The sequence below is a fragment of the Vibrio sp. 1167 genome, from assembly GCF_033340375.1.
Classification (GTDB): domain Bacteria; phylum Pseudomonadota; class Gammaproteobacteria; order Enterobacterales; family Vibrionaceae; genus Vibrio; species Vibrio alginolyticus.
On sequence record NZ_JAWOWK010000009.1, the window covers coordinates 13,936 to 35,250 of the forward strand.

The following is a 21,315-nucleotide window of genomic DNA, read 5'->3' on the forward strand; positions in this document are numbered from 1 at the left end:
AGTGCAATGAAAAAGACAATACGTGCCATCCTTAACGGAAAAAAAGCTGGGAATCCAGAGTTAAGAGATGCAATCATGAAAATGAGAGACAAAGGCATCGACGTACAGGTGCGTGTGACGTGGGAATCTCAAGACATGCCGCGGCTAGTAAAAGAAGCGGTTGATGAAGGCATTGAACGTATTGTTGTCGCTGGTGGCGATGGGACCGTCAATGAGGCGGCTTCTGCGATTATTCAAATTGACAAAGAAAAACGTCCTGAGTTAGCAATTATTCCACTTGGTACCGCCAATGACTTTGCTACCGCTATTCAAGTACCTAATTCCATTAAGGCGTCTTTATCTCTTGCTGTTGAGGGGCAGTCCGCTTTGGTCGATTGCGTCAAAGCGAACGATCGCTGCTTTATTAACGTGGCAACAGCAGGGTTTGGCGCAGAAGTTACAGCAGAAACGCCTGTTGAACTCAAAAACTTTCTTGGCGGCGGAGCTTACACGCTAACTGGTGTTGTAAAAGCACTTGGCTTTAAACCATATGACGGAACAATAACGATTGAAGGTGGTGCGTATCAGGGAGAAATGTTGCTCGGTGCGTTTTGTAATGGGCGCCTTGCTGGAGGTGGGCAAGAGTTAGCTCCAAAAGCGATGATTAATGATGGGCTGATGGATCTAACATTGGTGCGCCCATTTTTACCTCATGAGCTGCCTAAAGTAATCGACGAGATCAATAACCCGAGTGAGAAAGGAGAGTTTGTGAAGTACACTAAAGCAAGCTGGTTGGAGATAGATTTTCCGAATCCATTGCCTCTTAATTTAGATGGAGAACCTTATCATTCGAGAACCATTAGATTTGATGTTCAGCCTAAGAGTATACGATTAGTCGTACCGCAAGATTGCCCTTGCTTGACTAGCTAAACGAGCGTTTTCCATGATTATTGCTTAACACAGCCACTAAAATGTGGCTGTGTTGCTTGTGTTGAGGTATCAGTCAACCTCTTAACGTTTTTGAATGGTCTCAACGTCTATCTGCGTAGTTGTCCAATCTGAGTCAACCTCTCCTCGAATCATTACGGTATCTTTTGGTGTCACTTCTTGACCCATCCAATCTTCGTTGTCGATCTCTACTTCGATCTCACCAGTGTTGTCTTTGAACAAGTAAGTCTCGTTACCAAATGATTGAACAATATGCCCGGTTAGCACTACAGCGCTGTCGTCGGTTGCGTTGCGCGCCTCTTTCACCGTATTGATTGCACTGACTTCTGGACCATTAAACGCGGCGAAAGCCGAGCTTGAAAGTAGGGCAAGCATGGATGTTAACAATACTCTTTTCATTATCATCTCCTTATATTAGAAGTAATAAGTTGTGCCTACGTTAAAGGATGCAGTGTTTGCGTAGCTGTCTAGTTGGTATTTAGCGTTTGCGCCAATGGTGAGCTTTGGCAACACTTGGTATTCCGCGCCCACAGAGAACATTGCGCCTAACTCGTTGCTTTTCTCCGAGCTATGGAAAAGCGTGTTGCTTATTTCCACATCGTCATTCGCGACAAGCTCATATTCTTGATGTTGAGCAACCTTGGCGTCGTATTGTGTGTAAGTTAAACCCGCTTTGAATTTTGTTGTCCATTTATCACTTAATGCATAGCTAAACACTGGTGCTAGCGAGACTTGTTTGGCTGTGATAGAGGCATCCCAATCCATTTCATGATGGTAATCTTTGCCATCAATTGTCTTGATACCAAGGTTCTTAGAACGGCCGTCATCAAGGTCAAACTGGCTGTAACCTAGCTCAATTGCCCAATTGTCATTAAACGAGTAACCGATAAAACCTGAGAAGATACCATCCTCAAGTTCTGGATTAAGCGTTACATTTTCAGATGAAAAGTGAGGTTCCAAGTCATGGTCAGTGGTGCCTAGTCCATATTCCAGACCTACATAAGGAGCCGCAGATACCGAAACTGAGCAGGTAACGAGTAACGCAAGAATGGTTTTGTTCATTTTATTTTGCCTCTTCAAATCAACTTAATGAGTAGAAGCGCATTGTGTGTGATGAAGCGTGAAGTGATCGTGAAGAAACGAAAATATTCCAGAAAAAGAGCAAGGTGCGGTAAAAAAGAAATTGTTTTAATGAACATGCGCCAAGCTCTTTGTATAAAGATCGTTAACTTGCGGCGACGTAACACACCGCAAATGGCACATTAAGGCGAGTAAACTCTTTGATCCAACGCCATTGGTTATCCTGGAGTTTATCGCCAGGGCCTTTCACTTCAATCCACTCGAACTCGTTTTCTTTAAAAGCAATCAGATCCGGCATCCCATTACGGTAAAGCTTAAGGTCGCTCAATTGTATTTTGAACAGCGCCATCAGCATATTGGTTGGGATAGTGTTGAGTGCTGTTTCGAGTAGCTCTTTACTTATTAAGTTCCAATGTACAAATGGATTACTGATGCCAAACTTCTCATCGTATTTTGTCAATAACATCTGGGTGTTGCCCGCTTCTAGTTCGGCAAAAGCGGTGTCTATCAAAGCTTGGCGCTTGGTAACAAAATCCGAGTGATATAAATCTAAAGGACGGTGTTGATAAGCGTTAATGAATGCCCCTTCAATAGGAGCAAAAATCGCATCCCAAAAAGTGAGACCAAGTAATGCATTAAGCAGTGCATTTTCGGCGTAGAATACGGTCCAGCCTAAAGACTCAAAATACGCTTTGCTGGCGAGTTCGACTCTCTGTTGAGATAAATCCAGTTCAAGGCGGTATTCCGTACAGGTTGGCTTCGTCACTCTTGGCACTTTCTCGCCTTGTTTTCGTTTTAACCGTTGCTCAAGTTTTTGTGCAACTTCGAGCTCAGACACATCGATCGGTGAGTTAAGCATATCTGTGACAATGTCACCAAATAAATCATCATGGTTTAATTTGTCATAGATACGTGCGCGTCGTTCTCGGCTCGGTGTGAGTTGAGTTTGGCCAAATAGAGATAGGGCGGTCTCTAGATCATTAAGCCGTTCGTAATCACGTGCTATGTCATTCAACATGTGCTCGCGTTTACGATCTACGTAACGGTGTTTAACGGGCTGAGGCATTGCCTCAATTAATAAGTCGAGATTGGCTTTGTCTTTTCGGTCAAATTGCCAGTACAGGTTGGCCAACTGGCTCAGTTCAATTAAGCGGTCTATTTGCTCACGTGAATCAAAGAAACGGCGCACTTTACTCAATTGATATTGCTCGAACTGATGCAAACCTAAGTCATCAAGCACAAACTGACTTAAGTCTTGATGGGTGTTGGCAAAAAACAGAGTGAGTAACACGTCGATCATATGAGCAGAATTGAGTTTGACGATCGTAAACTCAAGCCGCTCTATACGATCAAATTCCGTATTACTCAAATGTTCGACAAGGGCGTCTTTCTTGAGTGATTTCGGCAGTTCGGGATAAAGCGCGGAGATTTCTGGTTTGGTCAGTAAATTAGCCGCTAACTCTTGATGAGAAAGGGGTGGGGAAAGGGCTACAAACTCATGCTGACTCAATTCTGCCAGTGCTTCATTGATAGAAGGTATTTCTTGATAACTCAGCTTATCACTTCGAAACCAACATCCCTTTCGGCTGTATAAACGCACCAAAAGGTACTGGGCGTGTTTGCTCAAAGAATCAAACGAGCAAAGCCATGCGTGTTCTTCCTTGGTCAGTAAATCGCTGTACCAAGTTATTGCGTGATGAGTCAGCTTGAAGAAGTTCTCTAGATAGTAGTCTGGTGCAAGTTCGATAGGGCTTTCCATAAACGACCGATAACAAAAAAGGCTTAACCCATAGGTTAAGCCTTTTCGCTATCAAATCAATTCGCAATTATGCGTTTTTTAGCTGTGCTACTTTCGCTTCAGACAATGGCTTAGTGATGAACGCTAGTACGATACATACTGCCATCATTGCTGAAGAAATTGTGTAAGCCAAGGTGTAGCCGTCGCCATTTGTCATCGAGAAACCAACAACCGCTGCGCCGATTGCACCACCGATACCCCATGCTGTGTAAAGCACGCCGTAGTTAGTGCCGTAGTTTTTCAGACCGTAGAACTCAGCCGTTAGAGTAGGGAATACCGCTAGAAGTGTGCCGTAACCTACCGCTGCGATTGCTGTACCGATGATCAGTGTAAACTCAGAGTCGAACGTCGCGAACAGCACCATGTTTACGCCTTGTAGAACGAACGCAAGTAGAAGCGTACGAACACCGCCGATTTTATCTGCAAGCATACCCGCGGCAACACGACCGCCAGAGTTAAATACAGCAAGAATAGACGCTAGGTAAACCGCGTTTGGCAAGTTTGCTTGAACGCTTGCGATTGTCGTGATGTTACCAATGATCATTAGACCAACAGAAGCTGCAAACGCGTACATGATCCATAGAGAGTAGAACTGTGGCGTTTTCAACATTGCTTTCCAAGTTAAGTCATCTGACTTTTTCACCGCTTTAGGTGCTTGGCCTTCTTTTACTTTAGGCTCCGCAGGTGTGTAGTCTGCTGGTGGGTTGTTGATGGTTGCTGCAAGAGGAACCGCAATCGCTAGGATACCAACACCAAGAACCATAAAGCTAGTTTGAATGCCCATGCTGTCTATTAGCGCAGAAGTTACTGGCGCAAGGTAAATAGCCGCTAGACCAAAACCTGCCGCAATAATGCCGTTAACCATACCTTTCTTCGAAGCGTGGAACCACTTCATCGCAGAAGGTGATAGGCATGCGTAACCAAAACCGATACCTGCACCTGTGATCACGCCGAATGTAATGTTCAGCATGAGTGGAGAGTTCACAAAGCCAGAAGCGATCATGCCCAGACCTGTAAGAACAGTACCTAGGATAAGGATCATTCGAGGGCCCATGCGGTCTTGAAGAATACCTGCAATAAGAAGACAGATAGAGAAAGTGATGGTTGCAGTTGCGTAAGGTGCAGAAGCTTCTGCAGCACTCCAGCCTGATTCAGTTACCAGTGCCTTGTTGAATACACTCCAAGCATACAGGATGCCAAGACAAAGGTTGATACAGAACCCTGCTAACAGGATGCGCATAGCTTTATCAATCTTGCTCATTTTTATTCTCAGTTTTTCCTCTTATTGGCAATGCCGCAAAGAAGGTTGGTTTAAAGATGTTTTTTCTCAAAATTAGTTTGCGTTTTTCAACGTTTAACGCAATGAGCGCGGATTATAACCAATAAATATGTGATTGGAATCTCTTTTTACGGTTACTGATAAAATAATTTGCAACATTAAAAGTGGATGTGAATTCATGGTTTTGTATGTAGTAAGAACGTTGTAAAAAAGTGACATTTTTTTTGTTCACTAATAACGAATGATGAGTCAAGAGAGAGGTTTTACGCTGTTGAGTGCACAGTTCACATTTCAAATAAAAAATTTCTAAATGTTTCTATGTTAACCATCTGTAACAAAAATGGCGAATTTATCATCTGACTGTCGTAAGTATCAGATGCAAAGGGTTTCTTAATTCTTAATTGTTAACCTTTTGTAATAATTGAAGCTGATTAGCTTTTATGTACATTAAGTGAGCAAAAAAGTAACTTGTAATTGCTGATTTTAGGCGCAGAATATAGTGAAAATTGAGTTTTCATTTATGAAGGGATGCTTTTTAGATTTGTTGTGAGGTGACTTATGAAACTGTTCCTATTACTCATGGCTTCGGTATCCGCTGGTATCGCATCAGCAGACCACATCCATTCATTTATGTTGGGCTTATCTATTGCTTCTTTAGCGGTAGGTAGCTGTTATTTCTTCGCATTTCGCAGCTCGCGCTTTCCACAGCTTGCTTTATTCCTACTTATTTGCGGCATGCTTTCTAAGTTGACGATAACCGTAGTCGGTGTGATGTGGGGAATGTCCGCGGAATTAATCACGTCTCCAATCGTATTCGCACTTTCATATTTATTCTTTTCGCTTGCCGTTACCTACTTATGGTTTAGCTACAGAGAGAGTATCACTAAGATTCCTGACCGATTTAAGTCAGCGTAAATCAACACATTAGAATAAAAAAAACGCCAGCACATTTGCTGGCGTTTTTAATTAAACGTAATTTTGTTCGGATATTGCTTTTAGTTTGATCGTGGCAATACCGTTAGGCACTCATTGGAACAAGCACCATAGTACCAATAATCACCGTGATAAGGCCTGCTAGAACTGGAACGGATGTGCGTTTTACAACCTCAAACGGGCTGATGTTTGCCATACCTGATGTCGCAACGATTACGCCAGATACTGGTGAGATAGTACGGCCTAGGTTTGATGCTTGAAGCATCGGGATAATTAGGAACGCAGGGTTTAATCCCATTTTCGCAGCTAAAGATGGTGCTAACTCCACGAACGCATAGAAAGGCGCGTTGCCCGAACCCGTTGCAATTGCTGCTGCAACTGTCAATGCGGTTAGAATAAGCATTAAAGCAACGCCGCCTGCACCAGCATTGTCTGCTAGATGAAGTAGGTTATCGATAGCTCCGATAGACATCAGACCTTGCGCAAAAACCCCTGCGGCAACCAAAAGCATCACAACGCCTTTGAACGCGTCAGCCATGCCTGCGTAACAAGAATCTAAATCTTCTAGTGATTTCTTACCATCGAACTTATTTACAACATAATGGATCAGAGCTCCAAGGAAAATCGAACCAACCACAATAGTGTAGATGTCTAGACTAAGTCCTGGAATGGTACGACCGTTGAATAGGAAAACGCCGATGATAGGTAGAAAAGGAAGAGCTGCATAAAACGCTGGTGCGTCAGCTTTGATCTCTGATACATCAATTTTTTCCATTGGTGTATTTTCTTTCTTATCTAAGTATTTGTTCCAGAAGAACGCTGCCGCTGCCATGACGATGATTGCGCAAATAGAAACAGGCAACACAGTTTGTACCGCAAACACATCAAGCTCTAAACCAGACTTTTCTGCTGCGATAACAACATCACCAGAAGTAGGAGAAAGGATGATTGCCGCTGGAGAGGCACACACTGCAACGGCTGCTGGACGAGAAATGCCCATCGCGACCATCATTGGGAATAATGTCGCCATTAATAGTACGCCAAGGCCTGTTGCAGAACTTACCGCAAGAGACATTAAACACGCCACAATGTAAGCCGCTACCAAAAGGACGTAAGGAGACTTGATGACAGAAAGCGGTTTAGAGAACTGTTTCACTACCACGTTGTTCGCGCCGATATGAGTCATGTATGACGCAAAACCACAAAGCAGCATGATTTGCATACCAAGACCGCCACCGCGGTATTGAAGCATGTATTTCACGTATTCAAGCGCATCTGTCACCATGTTACCAGTTGAGGTGATTTTTGACGGCAGCACGTCGTGCCCCAAAACGCCAGTCATAAGAAGTAAAGCAATACCAGCTGTCAGTAACACGCCTGCAGCTTTATAGCCTTTGACAATAAAGTAACCCACCGCAATGGTAACCACTAAGCCAATTAAGAGCTCTAACATAGGGATCTCCGAATGTTATGTAAAAAAGAAAGAAACTGTTTCAGTTTATGACAAGGAATTTACAGAATTCTTAGCTGTGGCACGAGACAAATATGGGGCTTGCATGATCTGAGACAAATAATAATTTAATAAATAATTTCGTTAGATTGTATTGTTGGAATTTGGTTTTCTAAGTGTTATGTGCTGGTTTGAAGCTATTTATAGGAAGGAAAATATGACTAGGAAAGTGAATGAATAATGAGTGAATTGATTCACAATAGGAAAAAGACTTTACTCAATAAGCAATTATTGGAAAACACTCTTCACAACAAAAAAGCTTCGCCGAAGCGAAGCTAAGTAATCGTATGAATGAGGATAAACTATGCGTATCGACGAACCATAAGGTTCCAACTACGCTGCTGCCGTTCGAACTCTGCTTTAATTTGCTGATACTTCATTTTTGTTACAGAACATTCGTATTTTTTTACCACACTGGCAGTTTTGGCACCGAGTACTTCTTTGCGCATCTCGTAGTATTCCTGCATGTGATGAACTAAAGTATCAAACTCTTGCTGTAGCTGATCGAGGATCGTTTGCGTGTTCGGTTTCGATTCTAGCTTTTCTCTTGCTTTCTTCAAAAGTTGACTCGCACGGGCTTTTTCAATTCTAAATGTAGGCGTTGTGCGCAACTTAGATGTGAGTCCTAGCCAAGAACATGACTTTATCAACCACTTCGTTGGGTCGTAATGCCACCAATACACGCCATTGCGATAGTCATTCTCGAAAATATGATGGAAATTATGGTAACCCTCTCCAAATGTGAAAAAGGCGAGTACACCATTATCGCGAGCAGTGTTTTTGTCTGTGAAAGTTTGCTTATCCCAAATATGTGCGAGGGAGTTAATGAAAAAAGTTGTATGGTGACTCATAAAGAGTCGAGCTGCACCAACGACCAATAACATCCCCCAGATATCACCGTAGATCAGTCCTAGTATGACTGGGAAACCAATATTAGTTAGTAGGGCAAGTGGAACATAATACTTATGCTGCCACATGACGATTTTATCGCGCTTTAGGTCACGGCAGTTTGTATATTCGTTTTCCTTTGATTTATTGTAATCACGTAACATCCACCCAATGTGAGAATACCAAAAACCCCGCTTGGCTGAGTACGGATCTTTATCGTTATTATCGACATGTTTGTGATGCACACGATGATCAGAAGACCAATGTAATGCACTATTTTGCAAAGAAAATGCTCCTCCAATCGCAAAAATGGCGCGCAAAATAGGATGAGCTTCGTACGTTTTGTGGCTCCAGAGACGATGATAGCCTGCTGTAATAGAAAGGTTAGTAAAACTAAATGCAATCACTCCCCAAATTAGATGTTCCCAACCCAGTCCAAAATGATATGCATACCAAGGCATTACAATAAAAGTCAGAACAAAACTGGCAGAAAATATTAATGTATTCAACCAGATAACAGGTGGTTTGTTTTGAGTCACAGGTGTATCCCTAACTTTGAGCTAACAACTGTTCGCCAGAATATCAGCGTACACATGTAAGTCAAATTAAAGTTAGACAAATGTGACTATTCCTTTGGGTGTAGATTAAGGAACTTAATGGGATATTTTGCTTTTAATTGAATAATGAGTAGTATTAAAAAATGAGCTCTGGCTTAAGGTGTATAAAATCTGCCAAGAAACAAGTGTTATAAAGGTGGAATATACCGAGACTCTATAAAGAAGCAAAAATGTAAGAAAATAGGAATACGTAATGGATTTACGAATAGCGGAATATAAGGACTACGAGCGCATTGCGCATCTTCATGCGGATAGCTGGAAGCGTCATTACCGTGGCATTCTTAGTGATAACTATCTTGAGAAAGAAGCGATTGACGACAAACTACTGATTTGGCAAACCCGTTTGACTAACCCACCATTCAATCAGCACATTGTCTTGGCGGAGGAGGGAGGTTTGCTACTTGGCTTTGTTTGTGTGTTCGGCAACCATGATTTCGAGCGTGGAACCTTTATTGACGCATTGCATGTTGATGACAGTTACCGTGGTCGTGGGATTGGTAAGCAGCTATTACTTGCTGTCGCAGAATGGCAACAGCAGTACTTTAAAGACACAGGTCTTTATTTAGAAGTTGTGTCGCAAAACATTTCTGCGATTGAATTCTATCGCCACATTGGTGGACAAGAGGATCAAGAGCGAACTTGGCGCGCACCTGATGGCAAAGAGGTGTTAGAAAAAGTATTCCGTTGGAAGAACGCCCAGTCATTAGTTAGTGGGATTGAGGAAAACGTGATTTACTCCTAACCTAGCGTTCTAAAACATTAGATAAGAGCAGTCTCAACACTGCTCTTTTTTGTTTATGCACCCTAACGTTATGTTTTATTAAAAGCTTTCTAGAAGTTAACCCCCATAGCTTTTAGTTCGAGCTCACATTGCTGAGCATTTTCAAACTGAATAGCAGCCATGCCAACTGCTCGGGCACCTTCAACATTGTAAGGCATGTCATCAATAAATACTGTCTCTTCGGGGTTAAGCTGATACTTTGAAAGTAGAGTTTGGTAGATCTCCGCTTGTGGTTTTAGTAATTGAACTTCAGAAGAGATGATTGCTCCATCAAACAGTGGCCAAAACTCATAGGTAGTACGAAGATGTTCCACAATTTCGTTGATGTTGTCTGTGAGCGCATATACGCCATATCCGGCACTTTTTACTCGTTTTAACAGCTCTATACTGCCGTAAAGTAGTATTTGAGTGTGTTTTACATAATAAAAGAAGCGGTCCATTTCTTCCGTCGTTACTTGGTGTTCACGTTGATAACGCTGTTTTGCTTCCCTTTCGGAGATCGTCCCTTTATTTAAATCTTTCCAGATTTGTGATGAAAATAGCATCTGAGCCATTTTCTCTGACTCTACGGAACCACCAAATGTTAAGCGAACGATTTCTACTGGAGACCAGCGTACCAATACATTACCTACATCAAAAATGACATTTTTTATCTGGAAAGAATTCATGACACACCCCAAGCCAATTGTTTGCCACCGCGGTATATGCGGTGAGTGCTGTTTTTGAATCGTTGGAAAGCCGTGCCAAAGGCGCGACTTAAGTTTCTAGAACAAAATGAGATTAACATCCAATTGGATACAGAGCGATTATCGCAAAATTACACTAAACTATATGCAACTTTGTTTATTTGGTTGTAAATCAAGTGCAGCTGTCTTAAAAGATTGAAACTAAAGATAAGTATTGCGAGCTGTTTACGTCATTTCGCGCTGCTTATAAATGATGATTAATATATAATTAGTTAATAATAAAATGATAAAAGTGAATCAAAATCACATTATTGTGCGTCAGGCGGAGTAAGCAAAACAGATTATATGGACTCGATACGTAAGGTTTATCAATATGCAGAACCAAACCTAACTCTCGTTGGCTGGATGGGGTTTCTTGGCTTTCCGCTGTACTACTTTGTCTGGGAGTTTGCCTTTCCACAGGCTTATGAAAATTTACCTCTTAGATTGTTTTGCTCGTTATTGTTTTTCGGCATCATTTTTAGAAACCGCTTATCATCGACTTGGAGAGATTATGTTCCTATTTACTACCAAGTGACGATAACGCTGTGCTTACCGTTTTTCTTTTTTTATATGTTACTGATGAATGACTGGTCCAATGTATGGGTTATGTCGTTTATGTCTGCAATTTTCTTACACATTTTACTGGTTCATGTTACTAGGGTCATGTTTGCTCAAACCTTTGCTGGGATAGGTTTAGCAACATTCTTCGCTTGGGTTGCAAAAGGGTTCCATCTTGACTTGACCATGGATTGGACTCATGTGCCAATCTTTCTGTTTATTTATGTCTTCGGTAATTTGTTCTATTTTCGTAACCAAGTTGAACATGAAGCGAAAGTCTCGCTGGCAAAATCATTCGGGGCAGGGATTGCACATGAAATGCGTAACCCGTTGAGTGGGCTTTGCACTTCAATAGATGTTATCCAGTCGATCTTGCCCAACATGAAAGAGGCAGGAAAAGAGCAGTACGTCATGAGTGTAGAGGATGTCACCTTATTACGTGAAGTGAGTCAGGATGCAATGAACATTATCCAATCGGGTAATGAAACCATCGATTTATTGCTAACTTCGATTGATGAAAATCGAGTTTCTCGTTCTAGCTTCAAAAAATATTCAGTTCACTCGGTCGTTGAACAGGCAATTGAAAGCTTCAGTTATAAACGTGCCACTGATCGATTTGCCATATCGCTGGATGCGAGAAGTGAGTTTGAATTTCTAGGTAGTGATACGTTACTTAAATACGTTATGTATAACCTCTTCAAGAATGCCTTCCATCACCGTAAATCTGAAGATTTTCACATACATGTATCCATGATAAGTTCAGAACGCTTTAATCAAATTGTTGTAACCGATAATGGTGCTGGCATTGCTCCTGATGTTCTACGCAATATCTTTCAAGACTTTTACACCACTGGCAAATCAGGAAGTTATGGTTTGGGTCTACCGTTTTGTAAAAAAGTCATGCGTTCATTTGGGGGGAACATTGAGTGTCAATCTCAGTTAGGGGAGTGGTCTCAATTTACATTAACTTTCCCACTAACGACATCTGATACCGTTAATGAAATCAAAAACGATCTGACTAAACTCAAAACCATTCTAACGGTGACTAGCCAAGATATCTTGGTGTCTAAAGTAACAGATATTAGCCGTTTTATGGGCTTTGACTCGACGATTTTAGATGCCAACCAAGTACTCAAAAAGAAAGAGTACGAGTTCGAATTCGATCTGATTTTTATCGATCTTGAGAGCTTAGATCCAAGAGCAAACCAATTGGATAGATTAGAATCTCTCTTGTCTTTCACTGAAGCACGCATCGTTTATCTTTTTGAGCATCATCCGACTCAGAGAGCACGTAAGGCTGCATATGAACCTATTTGGATCGAAACGCAAGCCTGGTTATTGAATACTAAACCAACTATTGAGCGTCTCTTATATGATTCAAGCTATGTATCGACACCAACGGCCTCGGTGACGTTAGATAATTCAAATAAGCGTACAATTATGGTCGTGGATGATAATGAATCTTTGCGTAAATTCACGGCAATGTTACTTGAAAAGCAAGGCTTTGAAGTGATTCAGAAAGAAGACGGGCAGCAGGCTCTGGATACACTAGAGCAAGAAGATGTTGATCTCATTCTGATGGATATCGAAATGCCAATTATGGATGGTGTAGAAGCGTCTAGGCGAATTCGAAGCTCGGATAAAAACTATGCGTCGGTACCTATTATTGCACATACAGGGGATAGTTCACCTGTCACGTTGGACAAAATTGGGTCTTCGGGTATGTCTGACTTCATCGTAAAACCGGCGGATAAAAATCGCTTGTTCGATAAAATCGCAAACTGGATCTAATCATTCGCGACTTGTTTTCTTGAGGCGAGTTGCTCACAACGAATAACACGAATAAAGAGCTCAGCAAAACTGTTGAGCTCTTTAGTTTTATCTACACACTAACTTACACAAACTCTAAGTCAGGGTGTGCGAATGCTTGTTGGCAGACAGTGAGTACATGATCAACTTCAGCAGCTGTCATGTCGGCATTGACTGAAAAACGGATGATGTTTTTGTTCCTTCCAGTTGCAGGGCGGCAAAACACTGCGCCGTAAACATTTCGCTCTTCGAGAAAATCGCGGACTCGCTCAGTGTTTCTCTCGTTGCCGCATTCTAATGCGATAATTTGTGATTCACTGCGAATAGTAAATCCAATGCGTTTTAAACCAACGGCTAAAGACTTGGCTCTTTCAAACAGAATGTCTCGCTTATCATCTGATTTTCTTATAACGTCCAGTGTTTTCTCTAGCCGAATGATCTCTTGCGGTAATACGGTAGAACTAAATATTGCAGGGTACGCCACAAATGGAAGCGTCTTCGCCAGTTTTTCTGGGCCTAAAATCGCGCCAGCACGATAAGCAAATGTCTTGGCAAGACTAACGGTAATAAAATCTACCTTATGAGTTAAGCCAAGACCCTGCAGTATCCCCGCACCTTGTGGACCGTGTGTACCTAAAGAGTGTGATTCATCTACAACCAGGCCGCAGTCAAACTCCTGTGCTATTTCGTAGATATCACGTAGAGGAGCGATGGTCCCGATAGTGCTGTAAACCGAATCCACGACAATGATCCCTGAACCGTGACGTGAAATCTGTTTTCTTAGGTGGCTGGTGTTGTTATGCATGAACGGATGAATTTGTGCTCCGGCAATACGTGCGCCTTCCCACAAAGACATATGTGCAAAGAAATCAATGTACACAGGTATGTTCGGTGCACAAATAGTCTGCAATAAACCGACATTCGCAGCCCAACCAGATTGAGAAAGTAGACAACTAGGCATACCAACGAAACTGGCTAGTTGCGTTTCAAATACAGGTTTCGATTCATCGTCTTGTAAGAAAATCGCGGACATCACGACGTTGTCATCGTGCTGGGAAATCGCATCACGATGCGCACTTTGAATCTCCTTGTTATGAGACAGTGCAAGGTAATCATTGCTTTGCAGGACAACGGCATTACACGGTGGGCGTTTACCAAGAACAAGGTGTTTTTTGTTCTCATTCGGTTCGATTAGATCTTGAATATAAAAATCTAGGCGTTCCTCGATAAAGGAGGGAAGTGGTTTGCTTTGTATAGTTTCACTCATAATAAATCTCTTCTTCATATGGAAAAACGCCAGCGCTGACACTTATTCATATTGCGGATTTTGGGGAGAGTGTCACTAACCAGGTTGCATAAGTTTGCAGACCCTTGCAAACTCGACATTTGAGGGTTGGATGGTGGCTGTAACTCTATAGGGGCCCGGGGTCTAAACTAGTTTGTGCTTAAAGTTTATACGGCGATTTTGCGGTGTTTTTTCGTGCTTCATATCTGGATTTTGGATGAGGAATATAAAGTTTGAAAAGTGAAAAAAATGGGCGCATTAGATAACAAAAAAGGCGCGAAAATCGCGCCTTGAAACATGAGTAGATAAGAGACAAAATTATCGCTTATTACGTAAATAGCGCTTACGACGCTCTTCTTTCCGCTTCGCTTTCTCTTCTTCTTTACGGGCGGTTTCAATCTCGACTTCAATCAGCTCTTGAGTGATCATTTCTGGGCGTTCTAATGTAATTTGGCCCAAAGTGCCTTGACGAAGTTCGTGCAATAAGATCTCTGATACTTTGTGCAAGTCAACACGTCCACCTGCACGTAGTGCACCGCGGCGACGACCAATTTCTTCCATGATCTCGATATCTGATTCTGGAAGCTCTTCAATTTGATAACGCTCTTTAAGCTTGTCTGCATAATGAGCTGCTAGGTATTCAATGGTATAGAATGCGACTTCGTCATATTCCATCGCTGTATCTTTTACCGCGCCGGTAGCCGCAAGGCGGAAGCCACTGTGTGGATTTTCCACTTTTGGCCATAAAATTCCTGGAGTATCAGATAATACGATGCCATTTTGCAGGTTGATACGTTGTTGACGACGTGTAACCGCGGGTTGGTTACCTGTTACAGCGATTGTTCGACCTGCGAGGGTGTTAATGATCGTCGACTTTCCAACGTTTGGGATGCCCATGATCATGGTGCGAATGTTTTTACCAATTTCTTCTCGGTGTGGGGCAAGTTTGCGGCAAAGCTCCATGATTCGATGCACTTCTTGTGGTTCAGAAGTCGTGATCGCCATTGCTTTTACATGTTGCTCTTGCTCCAAGTGCTCAATCCACAGTTGAGTTAATTCTGGATCGGCCAAATCACGTTTGTTCAAAACTTTAACGACAGGTTTGTCACCACGGATTTGAGAAATCAAAGGGTTTTCACTACTGAAAGGAATACGAGCATCCAGTACTTCGATGATCACATCCACTTGAGGGATTGCTTCTTCGATCTCTTTACGTGCTTTGTGCATGTGGCCAGGAAACCACTGGATTGAGTTATTAACCATTTGAATTTAATACCTTAATTTTTCTAATGCTCCAGCGGTTGTAAAAGTAGCAATGTGAGTCTTGAGTAATACAATACTAGAACGCATTTTCTAAAACTGTGTTTACTTCAAGCTGCTCGAAACCGCGGAGTTGAGCTTTCTTTCATGTTAATACGCCAGTTTATCATGGAATGATGATGAATCATTCAAGATGAAAGTAAAAAGCTATGGCGTGCAAACCTAAAAGCACACATCCCTTATGTATACCGACTCGCAGTGAATATCCGTCTGGGTGAGAGACCGAACGCAAACGCTGTGTAGTCAAAGGTGGATTGTGTTGTCAGATTGTTCTGACGAATTTTGGTTTTTTACTTTTATATCAGAGTGTTATTTTTATTTCACTATTGAGCTAAGTTTGACTTTTATCTGACAAAAACTAGTCTGAGCTTCCATTCAGAGGAAGCAGTCATGCTCAGTATTCTTAGAAGTATTACGGTATCGTCCGTCGCCTTAATTTTTTTAGCGAGTTCTTTTTGCTCAACTGCCAAACAGAGTCCTAAACCGAAGGTCATCGTTGGTGTTATTGCGCAAGACGAAGCTAAAGACTCGTTTGACGGTAGCGTTGGTCCTTCGTACGGAATTAGTCTTGAGTATTTGTCTAACATTACTAAAGCTTTGGATTATGAGTTAGAACTTCGGACTTACAAGCATATTCCGTCTTTACTTGCGGATGTCGAAAGCAAGAAGATTGATGGTGCGGTTGGATTTAGTAAAACAGCAGCAAGAGAAAAGCGTTTCTTGTTTTCGATGCCTTTCTTTTCGAGCACTATCGCTGTTTGGTATCGGAATGCCACTTACCGAGATAGTGATGCGCGTGATCTTAAATGGGTGTGTGTTGAGGGCAGTGTGTATTGTGACAACCTCACTGAACGTGGTATCGATAAGATACATTATGTTAAAACACGTTTAGAGGCGTTTAATGAAGTTAAGCGAGGTAAAGCGAACGCGCTGATTTACACTTATGTTGGTATTACCCAATATTTGGATTTGAATGACATTGTAAAAGGGGTTGTCGATATTCCCAGTTGGTTGAAAAACGAAGAGGTGAGTTTTATCGCTTCGTTGGACAAACAGAGTCTGATCGATGACATCAACAAAATCCTTCAGTGGGAGCAAAATGGAAAAAACATTCGCTCCGTCGCCTCGAAAAATCCTTACCATATCAGTGATAAGTTATTGGTAGATTACCGACGTAATCATCAAAACAAACTAGTGATAACTTACAGCAGCAGTGACGAAGCTTATCCGTTTCTCTACCGAGATTCGCAAACGGGCGAGTTAGATGGCTTCTTTCCAGATTTTGTCGACTTATTGCAGTCTCGTACTGGCTTGAGCTTTAAGTATGTGAAGCCGACGTCGAGCCTTTCAAATGGATTAACGGCATTTGATGCCGATATAGTCCCCATCTCTTATGTGGGTGAGCTACCTAAGTCAGATTGGTTGTTCACTAAACCATTCATGCACAGTAATTACGTGGCTATCCAAGCGGAGCAGAGCAAGCGCGATAAATCTGCACTGAAAGAAGCGGGTATTCTGCTCACTTTGAAAAAGCAAGGGTTAGTTCATTTGGGCACTTGGCAGCAAGGCCAAGTTGATCATTATGATGATTTGAAAAAGCTGCTTACCGATTTGAAATCGGGCGTTTTGGATGTGGCTTACATTCCTGACGACATCGTTCACAACATGATTGCACAAGATCAAGTCGATGGCTTGGTGATCAATGCGGAGGACGTTTTGACGTTCTCTAATGCATTTGCGGTTGCAAACCACAATACACAACTTCAACACATGTTGAACAGCATCATCGAAACCATTGATTCTAACGAGATCGAAAAACTGCTGCGTTCTCACCGAAGCTTCAAACTGACTTATGGCTATGACGCGGAGCAGATCGCTACATTTGTTGTTGCTGGTTCATTCATATTCTGTCTCATGTTAATTGCGGCGTATTTCATCTTATCTCACATGCGACTTAAAGTGAGGTTAGCCGAATTTAATGCTGACAATGAGGAAGCGGAAAAGCAATGGCTGATGGACATCATCAAAGAGATCAATAGCTTGGTTTTTATCCATAGTGAAAATAACCATATGGAGATGAGCAATTGTGCCAACTACAACAGTAAACAGTGCCAACAATGTAAGTTGAAAAGTGATTCTGCGCACGCTCCTCTGGTGAATAATTTTGATGAACTAACCACTGTTATCGCTGGAAAGCGTATTTCAGAAGAGGTTGCCTCGTCGGGCTGTGAACTTGATATTAAACATGTATATCGAGAACGCAAAGTCATCGCTTCTCCTAGCGGTAAGAACAAGTTTGTACTGACTGTTATTCAAGATATTACCCAGCAAAAAGAACGTGAGCAGGCGTTAATCGATGCGCAAAAAGAAGCGCAAACCGCGGTACGTGCGCGCGAAAACTTTTTGGCAACCATGAGTCACGAATTAAGAACGCCATTGTCGGCAGCACACGGCATCCTCGATTTGCTAAATCGCCAAGTGACGGCAGATTCAAATCGCGAGTTAATTGCCCAAGCCATACGCTCGCTCAATCATTTGAATACGCTAGTAGACGAAGTACTGGATTATTCAAAGTTAGAGGCAGGGCACTTAACCGTCGCCCCAGTTAAGACCGACTTGCTTAAAACCTTGTGCGATGTGTTTCGAAGCTTTGAACCACGAGCGCTTGCGAAAGGTTTGGATTACAAAGTGACAATCAAACCATTTTCGAATGCTTTCATTGAAATCGACGCGCTGCGATTGGTGCAAATTACCACCAATCTACTCTCCAATGCGGTGAAATTCACTGCCGAAGGAGAGGTTGGAATCAGTGTCATTCTTCATGAAAAGCAGCTTATTTTGAAAGTGGCGGATTCAGGTATCGGCATGACGGATGACCAACTCGAAGGCATTCTCAATCCTTTTGTTCAAGCGGATGACACTATTACGCGTAAATATGGCGGTACTGGATTGGGGCTAAGCATTGTTGACCGATTGATCGACTGCATGGGCGGCGTGCTCTACATCGATTCACAATTTGGCTTGGGCACGACGATTACTGTCAGACTGCCAATTGAGCATTGCGACTCTGAGCCAGACGTTTGTTTGAACTGGACGTATAGCGAGAGCTTACCACTTAATATTCGCCAGTGGTGTGACGCGTGGAAAATGCGTCCAGCGACGTTAAAAACAATGGTGGCGAACCTTCACCCTATACACGACAGCGATGCCAGTTTTAATGGCCTAATGCTGCGTGACGAACAAAGGGTACTTGGCAGTCTTACGCTAAGAGAGATTCAATATCCAGATACATTGTTCAATTTGCTCAGCCAAACGCAGCAAGAAACCAAGCTTAGTGACGTAAATCAAGAAGTGGTTTCTTGGGTTCTCGGCACGGTACTGGTCGCAGAAGATAATCCCATTAACCAAAGTGTGATAGCAATGCAGCTTCATGAACTTGGAATCGAACCTGTCATTGTGAATAACGGCCGCGAAGCATGGGAATACATCAACCAAGATGAAAACGTTGTGTTGCTGCTGACCGATTTTCATATGCCAGAAATGGATGGCTATGAGCTTGTTAGGCACGTGAAAAACTCCGAATTTAAAGCAATTCCAATCATCGGTGTGACAGCAGAAGATGCTCGTCTTGCCATTGAACGTACACAGGATATCGGCATTGATGATGTGCTCTACAAGCCCTATGACCTTAATCAATTAAAAACCGTTTTGATTCCATTTATTGGCGAAAAAGAGAGGGGTAGGCTGCCCGGCTGGATTAAACGGTTCAAAGCACAGGACGCAAAAGAGATTGCGCGCGTGTTTAGTCAATCAATGTCTACAGATATAAAAAACTTAAACGCCGCATCGACTGAGCGAGACAAAAAACGGGTCATTCATGGCATCAAAGGAGCGGTTGGGGCGATAGGGGTAAGCATGCTGACTGAGCTTTGCATTGAGGCAGAACGAGTTACTGCTGCGGAGTTTGACAGGCGAACAGCGGAGCTAATTTTACGAACCGAGCAGGAGATCGAAAACATAAACTATTGGGTAGAGACAAATGAATACACAATTTAATGTGATGGTGATTGATGACCATCCGCTACAAACCACAATACTTACGCAAATATTGGATCGCTATTGCGCGCAAGTCATCCCTTTTAACTGTGTGGATGCCGCTATTCAGAGTGTGCAGGAACAACATTTTGACGTAATTTTTTGTGATATCCAAATGCCCGGAAAAGACGGCATCGATATGATGGAAATGCTCGATAAAGTCCAGTACCAGGGGCAAGTTGTACTGGTCAGTGCAATGGAATTGACCATTATTTCTGCGGTAAGAGCCATGTGCGAGGGATTTAGCTTTGAAGTATTAGGGAAGCTGCCTAAGCCATACGATGAAAATGAAGTCGTTGATTTGTTGGGTAAAATAAAAGATGAAAAAGCGAAACAAGTCAGCTTTGCTCAACCTATTGAAGTGGAAGATCAAGAATTCCTGTTTGCTCTGGCTGAAGGGCGAGTGAAAAATTATTACCAGCCTTTAGTCGATGTGCAAAGTGGGGAAGTGCTTGGGTATGAAGCGCTCGCGCGTTGGAATCATCCTATTTATGGTGTGTTACCCCCTCATTATTTTTTGCCAATTGTAGAGCGTTGCCGCCTTTCTGGAGAGTTGTTTCAAGCTGTATTGAGTAATGTTATCTATGACATGAAACACCGCGGATTGACGCAAAACGTATCCATCAATGTAGACCATGAAAACTTAGAAGATACGGCGTTCTCTCATTACTTTTTACAGCAATGTTTAGAGAGCGAGATTGACCCATCACAAATCACCATTGAAATTACAGAGCGAGATACATTTCAGACTAGCGCGTCCCTGTACAAGAATTTACTCAAGTTGAGGATGAACGGTGTCACTGTCTCAATAGATGATTTTGGCACGGGGTCATCGACGTTTGAAAAACTGGCTCAACTGCCATTCAACGAGTTAAAAATCGATCGTTCGTTTGTACAAGGTGTCGAATGCGACATCAAAAAACGCAACATCGTTGTTGCTATTTGCGCGTTAGCGAAAAGTTTGAATATACGACTGGTCGCGGAAGGTATTGAAGACGAAGTCACACTGCAAGCGATACGTGAGTATGGGATTGATCTTTGCCAAGGCTTCTACATTGATAAACCCATGCCACTAGAAGCCATAACCATACTAAATGAAAGATATGAATAAATTGAATTACTTGATCTTTGACGATCATCCTCTCGTTTGTGTTGCAATCAAGTCATTGTTGGAAGAGTTAGGGAAAACAAATGGGGTATTTACTGCAACATCAGCGAAGATGGCATTACAAATATTGAAAAAGGAAGAAATTCAACTGTTGATCTTAGATGTGAACTTGGCAGATTGCGATGGGTTTGATTTCTACAAACGTATCAAATCCCATGGTTATGAAGGCAAAGTCATTTTCTTCTCCGCTGAAACTAGCCAAATGTACAGCCAAATGGCTTTTCGTTCTGGCGCTGATGGCTATGTGTGTAAATCGGAAAATCACGACATTCTTAAAGACGCGATAGAAGCGGTAGAGAAGGGGTATACCTTCTTCAAATTTAAGCAAGTTGTTAACAGCGTTCGAGAAATGCCACAACTTTCAAGCAGAGAAAGTGCAGTAATGAAGTATTTATTACAAGGAAAGTCCAATAGAGAAATCGCTTCAGTGCTATCAATAAGTGATAAAACAGTCAGCACATACAAACGCCGTCTATTGGATAAATTTAACGTAAAGAACATTGTTGAGCTAACAAGAGTGGCGGGGGCGTAAGACCGCA

The 21,315-nt window shown here is 42.3% G+C and carries 16 protein-coding genes; 7 read left to right on the plus strand and 9 right to left on the minus strand.

Annotated features, from left to right (window positions below; all coding sequences use genetic code 11):
- Positions 1–6 precede the first annotated feature (6 nt).
- Positions 7–909, plus strand: a complete 903-nt coding sequence (gene yegS / locus R7Z78_RS17825; protein ID WP_104976147.1) for a lipid kinase YegS — start codon at positions 7–9, stop codon at positions 907–909.
- Between the two features lie 81 nt (positions 910–990).
- On the opposite strand, the gene R7Z78_RS17830 is transcribed toward yegS, so the two are convergent.
- The 4 genes from R7Z78_RS17830 to R7Z78_RS17845 form a co-directional block, all read right to left on the minus strand.
- Positions 991–1,326: a YgiW/YdeI family stress tolerance OB fold protein gene (locus tag R7Z78_RS17830; RefSeq protein WP_017635355.1), complete on the minus strand. Its 336-nt coding sequence runs from the start codon at positions 1,324–1,326 to the stop codon at positions 991–993.
- Positions 1,327–1,341: 15 nt separating this feature from the next.
- A complete protein-coding gene (locus R7Z78_RS17835; protein ID WP_104976146.1) occupies positions 1,342–1,989 on the minus strand; it encodes an AcfA family outer membrane beta-barrel protein in 648 nt (215 codons plus the stop codon).
- 163 nt (positions 1,990–2,152) lie between these two features.
- Positions 2,153–3,766, minus strand: coding sequence for a VRR-NUC domain-containing protein (locus R7Z78_RS17840; RefSeq protein ID WP_104976145.1), 1,614 nt, complete (start codon positions 3,764–3,766; stop codon positions 2,153–2,155).
- 67 nt (positions 3,767–3,833) lie between these two features.
- Entirely contained in the window at positions 3,834–5,066 is a 1,233-nt protein-coding gene (locus R7Z78_RS17845) for an OFA family MFS transporter (RefSeq protein ID WP_005388232.1), read from the minus strand.
- A 576-nt stretch (positions 5,067–5,642) separates the two neighbouring features.
- On the opposite strand from R7Z78_RS17845, the gene R7Z78_RS17850 reads away from it, so the two are divergent.
- The gene (locus tag R7Z78_RS17850; protein WP_005376535.1) at positions 5,643–5,999 is read left to right on the plus strand and encodes a hypothetical protein; all 357 of its coding nucleotides are present in this window, start codon (positions 5,643–5,645) and stop codon (positions 5,997–5,999) included.
- Positions 6,000–6,102: 103 nt separating this feature from the next.
- On the opposite strand, the gene dcuC is transcribed toward R7Z78_RS17850, so the two are convergent.
- On the minus strand, positions 6,103–7,470 hold the full coding sequence (dcuC, locus tag R7Z78_RS17855) for an anaerobic C4-dicarboxylate transporter DcuC (RefSeq protein ID WP_005376528.1): 1,368 nt from the start codon (positions 7,468–7,470) through the stop codon (positions 6,103–6,105).
- A 359-nt stretch (positions 7,471–7,829) separates the two neighbouring features.
- The gene (locus tag R7Z78_RS17860; protein ID WP_169644062.1) at positions 7,830–8,954 is read right to left on the minus strand and encodes an acyl-CoA desaturase; all 1,125 of its coding nucleotides are present in this window, start codon (positions 8,952–8,954) and stop codon (positions 7,830–7,832) included.
- 271 nt (positions 8,955–9,225) lie between these two features.
- On the opposite strand from R7Z78_RS17860, the gene R7Z78_RS17865 reads away from it, so the two are divergent.
- On the plus strand, positions 9,226–9,774 hold the full coding sequence (locus R7Z78_RS17865) for a GNAT family N-acetyltransferase (RefSeq protein WP_104976142.1): 549 nt from the start codon (positions 9,226–9,228) through the stop codon (positions 9,772–9,774).
- 89 nt (positions 9,775–9,863) lie between these two features.
- Here R7Z78_RS17865 and R7Z78_RS17870 read toward each other — a convergent pair whose 3' ends face one another.
- A complete protein-coding gene (locus R7Z78_RS17870; protein WP_104976141.1) occupies positions 9,864–10,481 on the minus strand; it encodes an HAD family hydrolase in 618 nt (205 codons plus the stop codon).
- A 363-nt stretch (positions 10,482–10,844) separates the two neighbouring features.
- Here R7Z78_RS17870 and R7Z78_RS17875 point away from each other — a divergent pair, with 363 nt between their 5' ends.
- The gene (locus tag R7Z78_RS17875) at positions 10,845–12,890 is read left to right on the plus strand and encodes a response regulator (protein ID WP_064369289.1); all 2,046 of its coding nucleotides are present in this window, start codon (positions 10,845–10,847) and stop codon (positions 12,888–12,890) included.
- A gap of 103 nt (positions 12,891–12,993) precedes the next feature.
- On the opposite strand, the gene cqsA is transcribed toward R7Z78_RS17875, so the two are convergent.
- Together cqsA and ylqF are read right to left on the minus strand one after the other, a co-directional pair.
- On the minus strand, positions 12,994–14,175 hold the full coding sequence (cqsA, locus tag R7Z78_RS17880) for an alpha-hydroxyketone-type quorum-sensing autoinducer synthase (protein WP_104976140.1): 1,182 nt from the start codon (positions 14,173–14,175) through the stop codon (positions 12,994–12,996).
- Positions 14,176–14,511: 336 nt separating this feature from the next.
- Positions 14,512–15,456: a ribosome biogenesis GTPase YlqF gene (gene ylqF / locus R7Z78_RS17885; protein WP_005376521.1), complete on the minus strand. Its 945-nt coding sequence runs from the start codon at positions 15,454–15,456 to the stop codon at positions 14,512–14,514.
- A gap of 447 nt (positions 15,457–15,903) precedes the next feature.
- Here ylqF and R7Z78_RS17890 point away from each other — a divergent pair, with 447 nt between their 5' ends.
- The 3 genes from R7Z78_RS17890 to R7Z78_RS17900 are packed head-to-tail and all read left to right on the plus strand — an operon-like array spanning position 15,904 to position 21,308.
- Positions 15,904–19,569: an ATP-binding protein gene (locus R7Z78_RS17890; protein ID WP_104976139.1), complete on the plus strand. Its 3,666-nt coding sequence runs from the start codon at positions 15,904–15,906 to the stop codon at positions 19,567–19,569.
- On the plus strand, positions 19,553–20,719 hold the full coding sequence (locus tag R7Z78_RS17895) for an EAL domain-containing protein (protein ID WP_017821555.1): 1,167 nt from the start codon (positions 19,553–19,555) through the stop codon (positions 20,717–20,719). The genes R7Z78_RS17890 and R7Z78_RS17895 overlap by 17 nt, the downstream gene beginning before the upstream one ends.
- Positions 20,712–21,308 carry a response regulator transcription factor gene (locus tag R7Z78_RS17900; RefSeq protein ID WP_017635347.1) on the plus strand — a complete coding sequence of 199 codons (597 nt, stop codon included), beginning with the start codon at positions 20,712–20,714 and terminating at the stop codon, positions 21,306–21,308. The genes R7Z78_RS17895 and R7Z78_RS17900 overlap by 8 nt, the downstream gene beginning before the upstream one ends.
- Positions 21,309–21,315 lie beyond the last annotated feature (7 nt).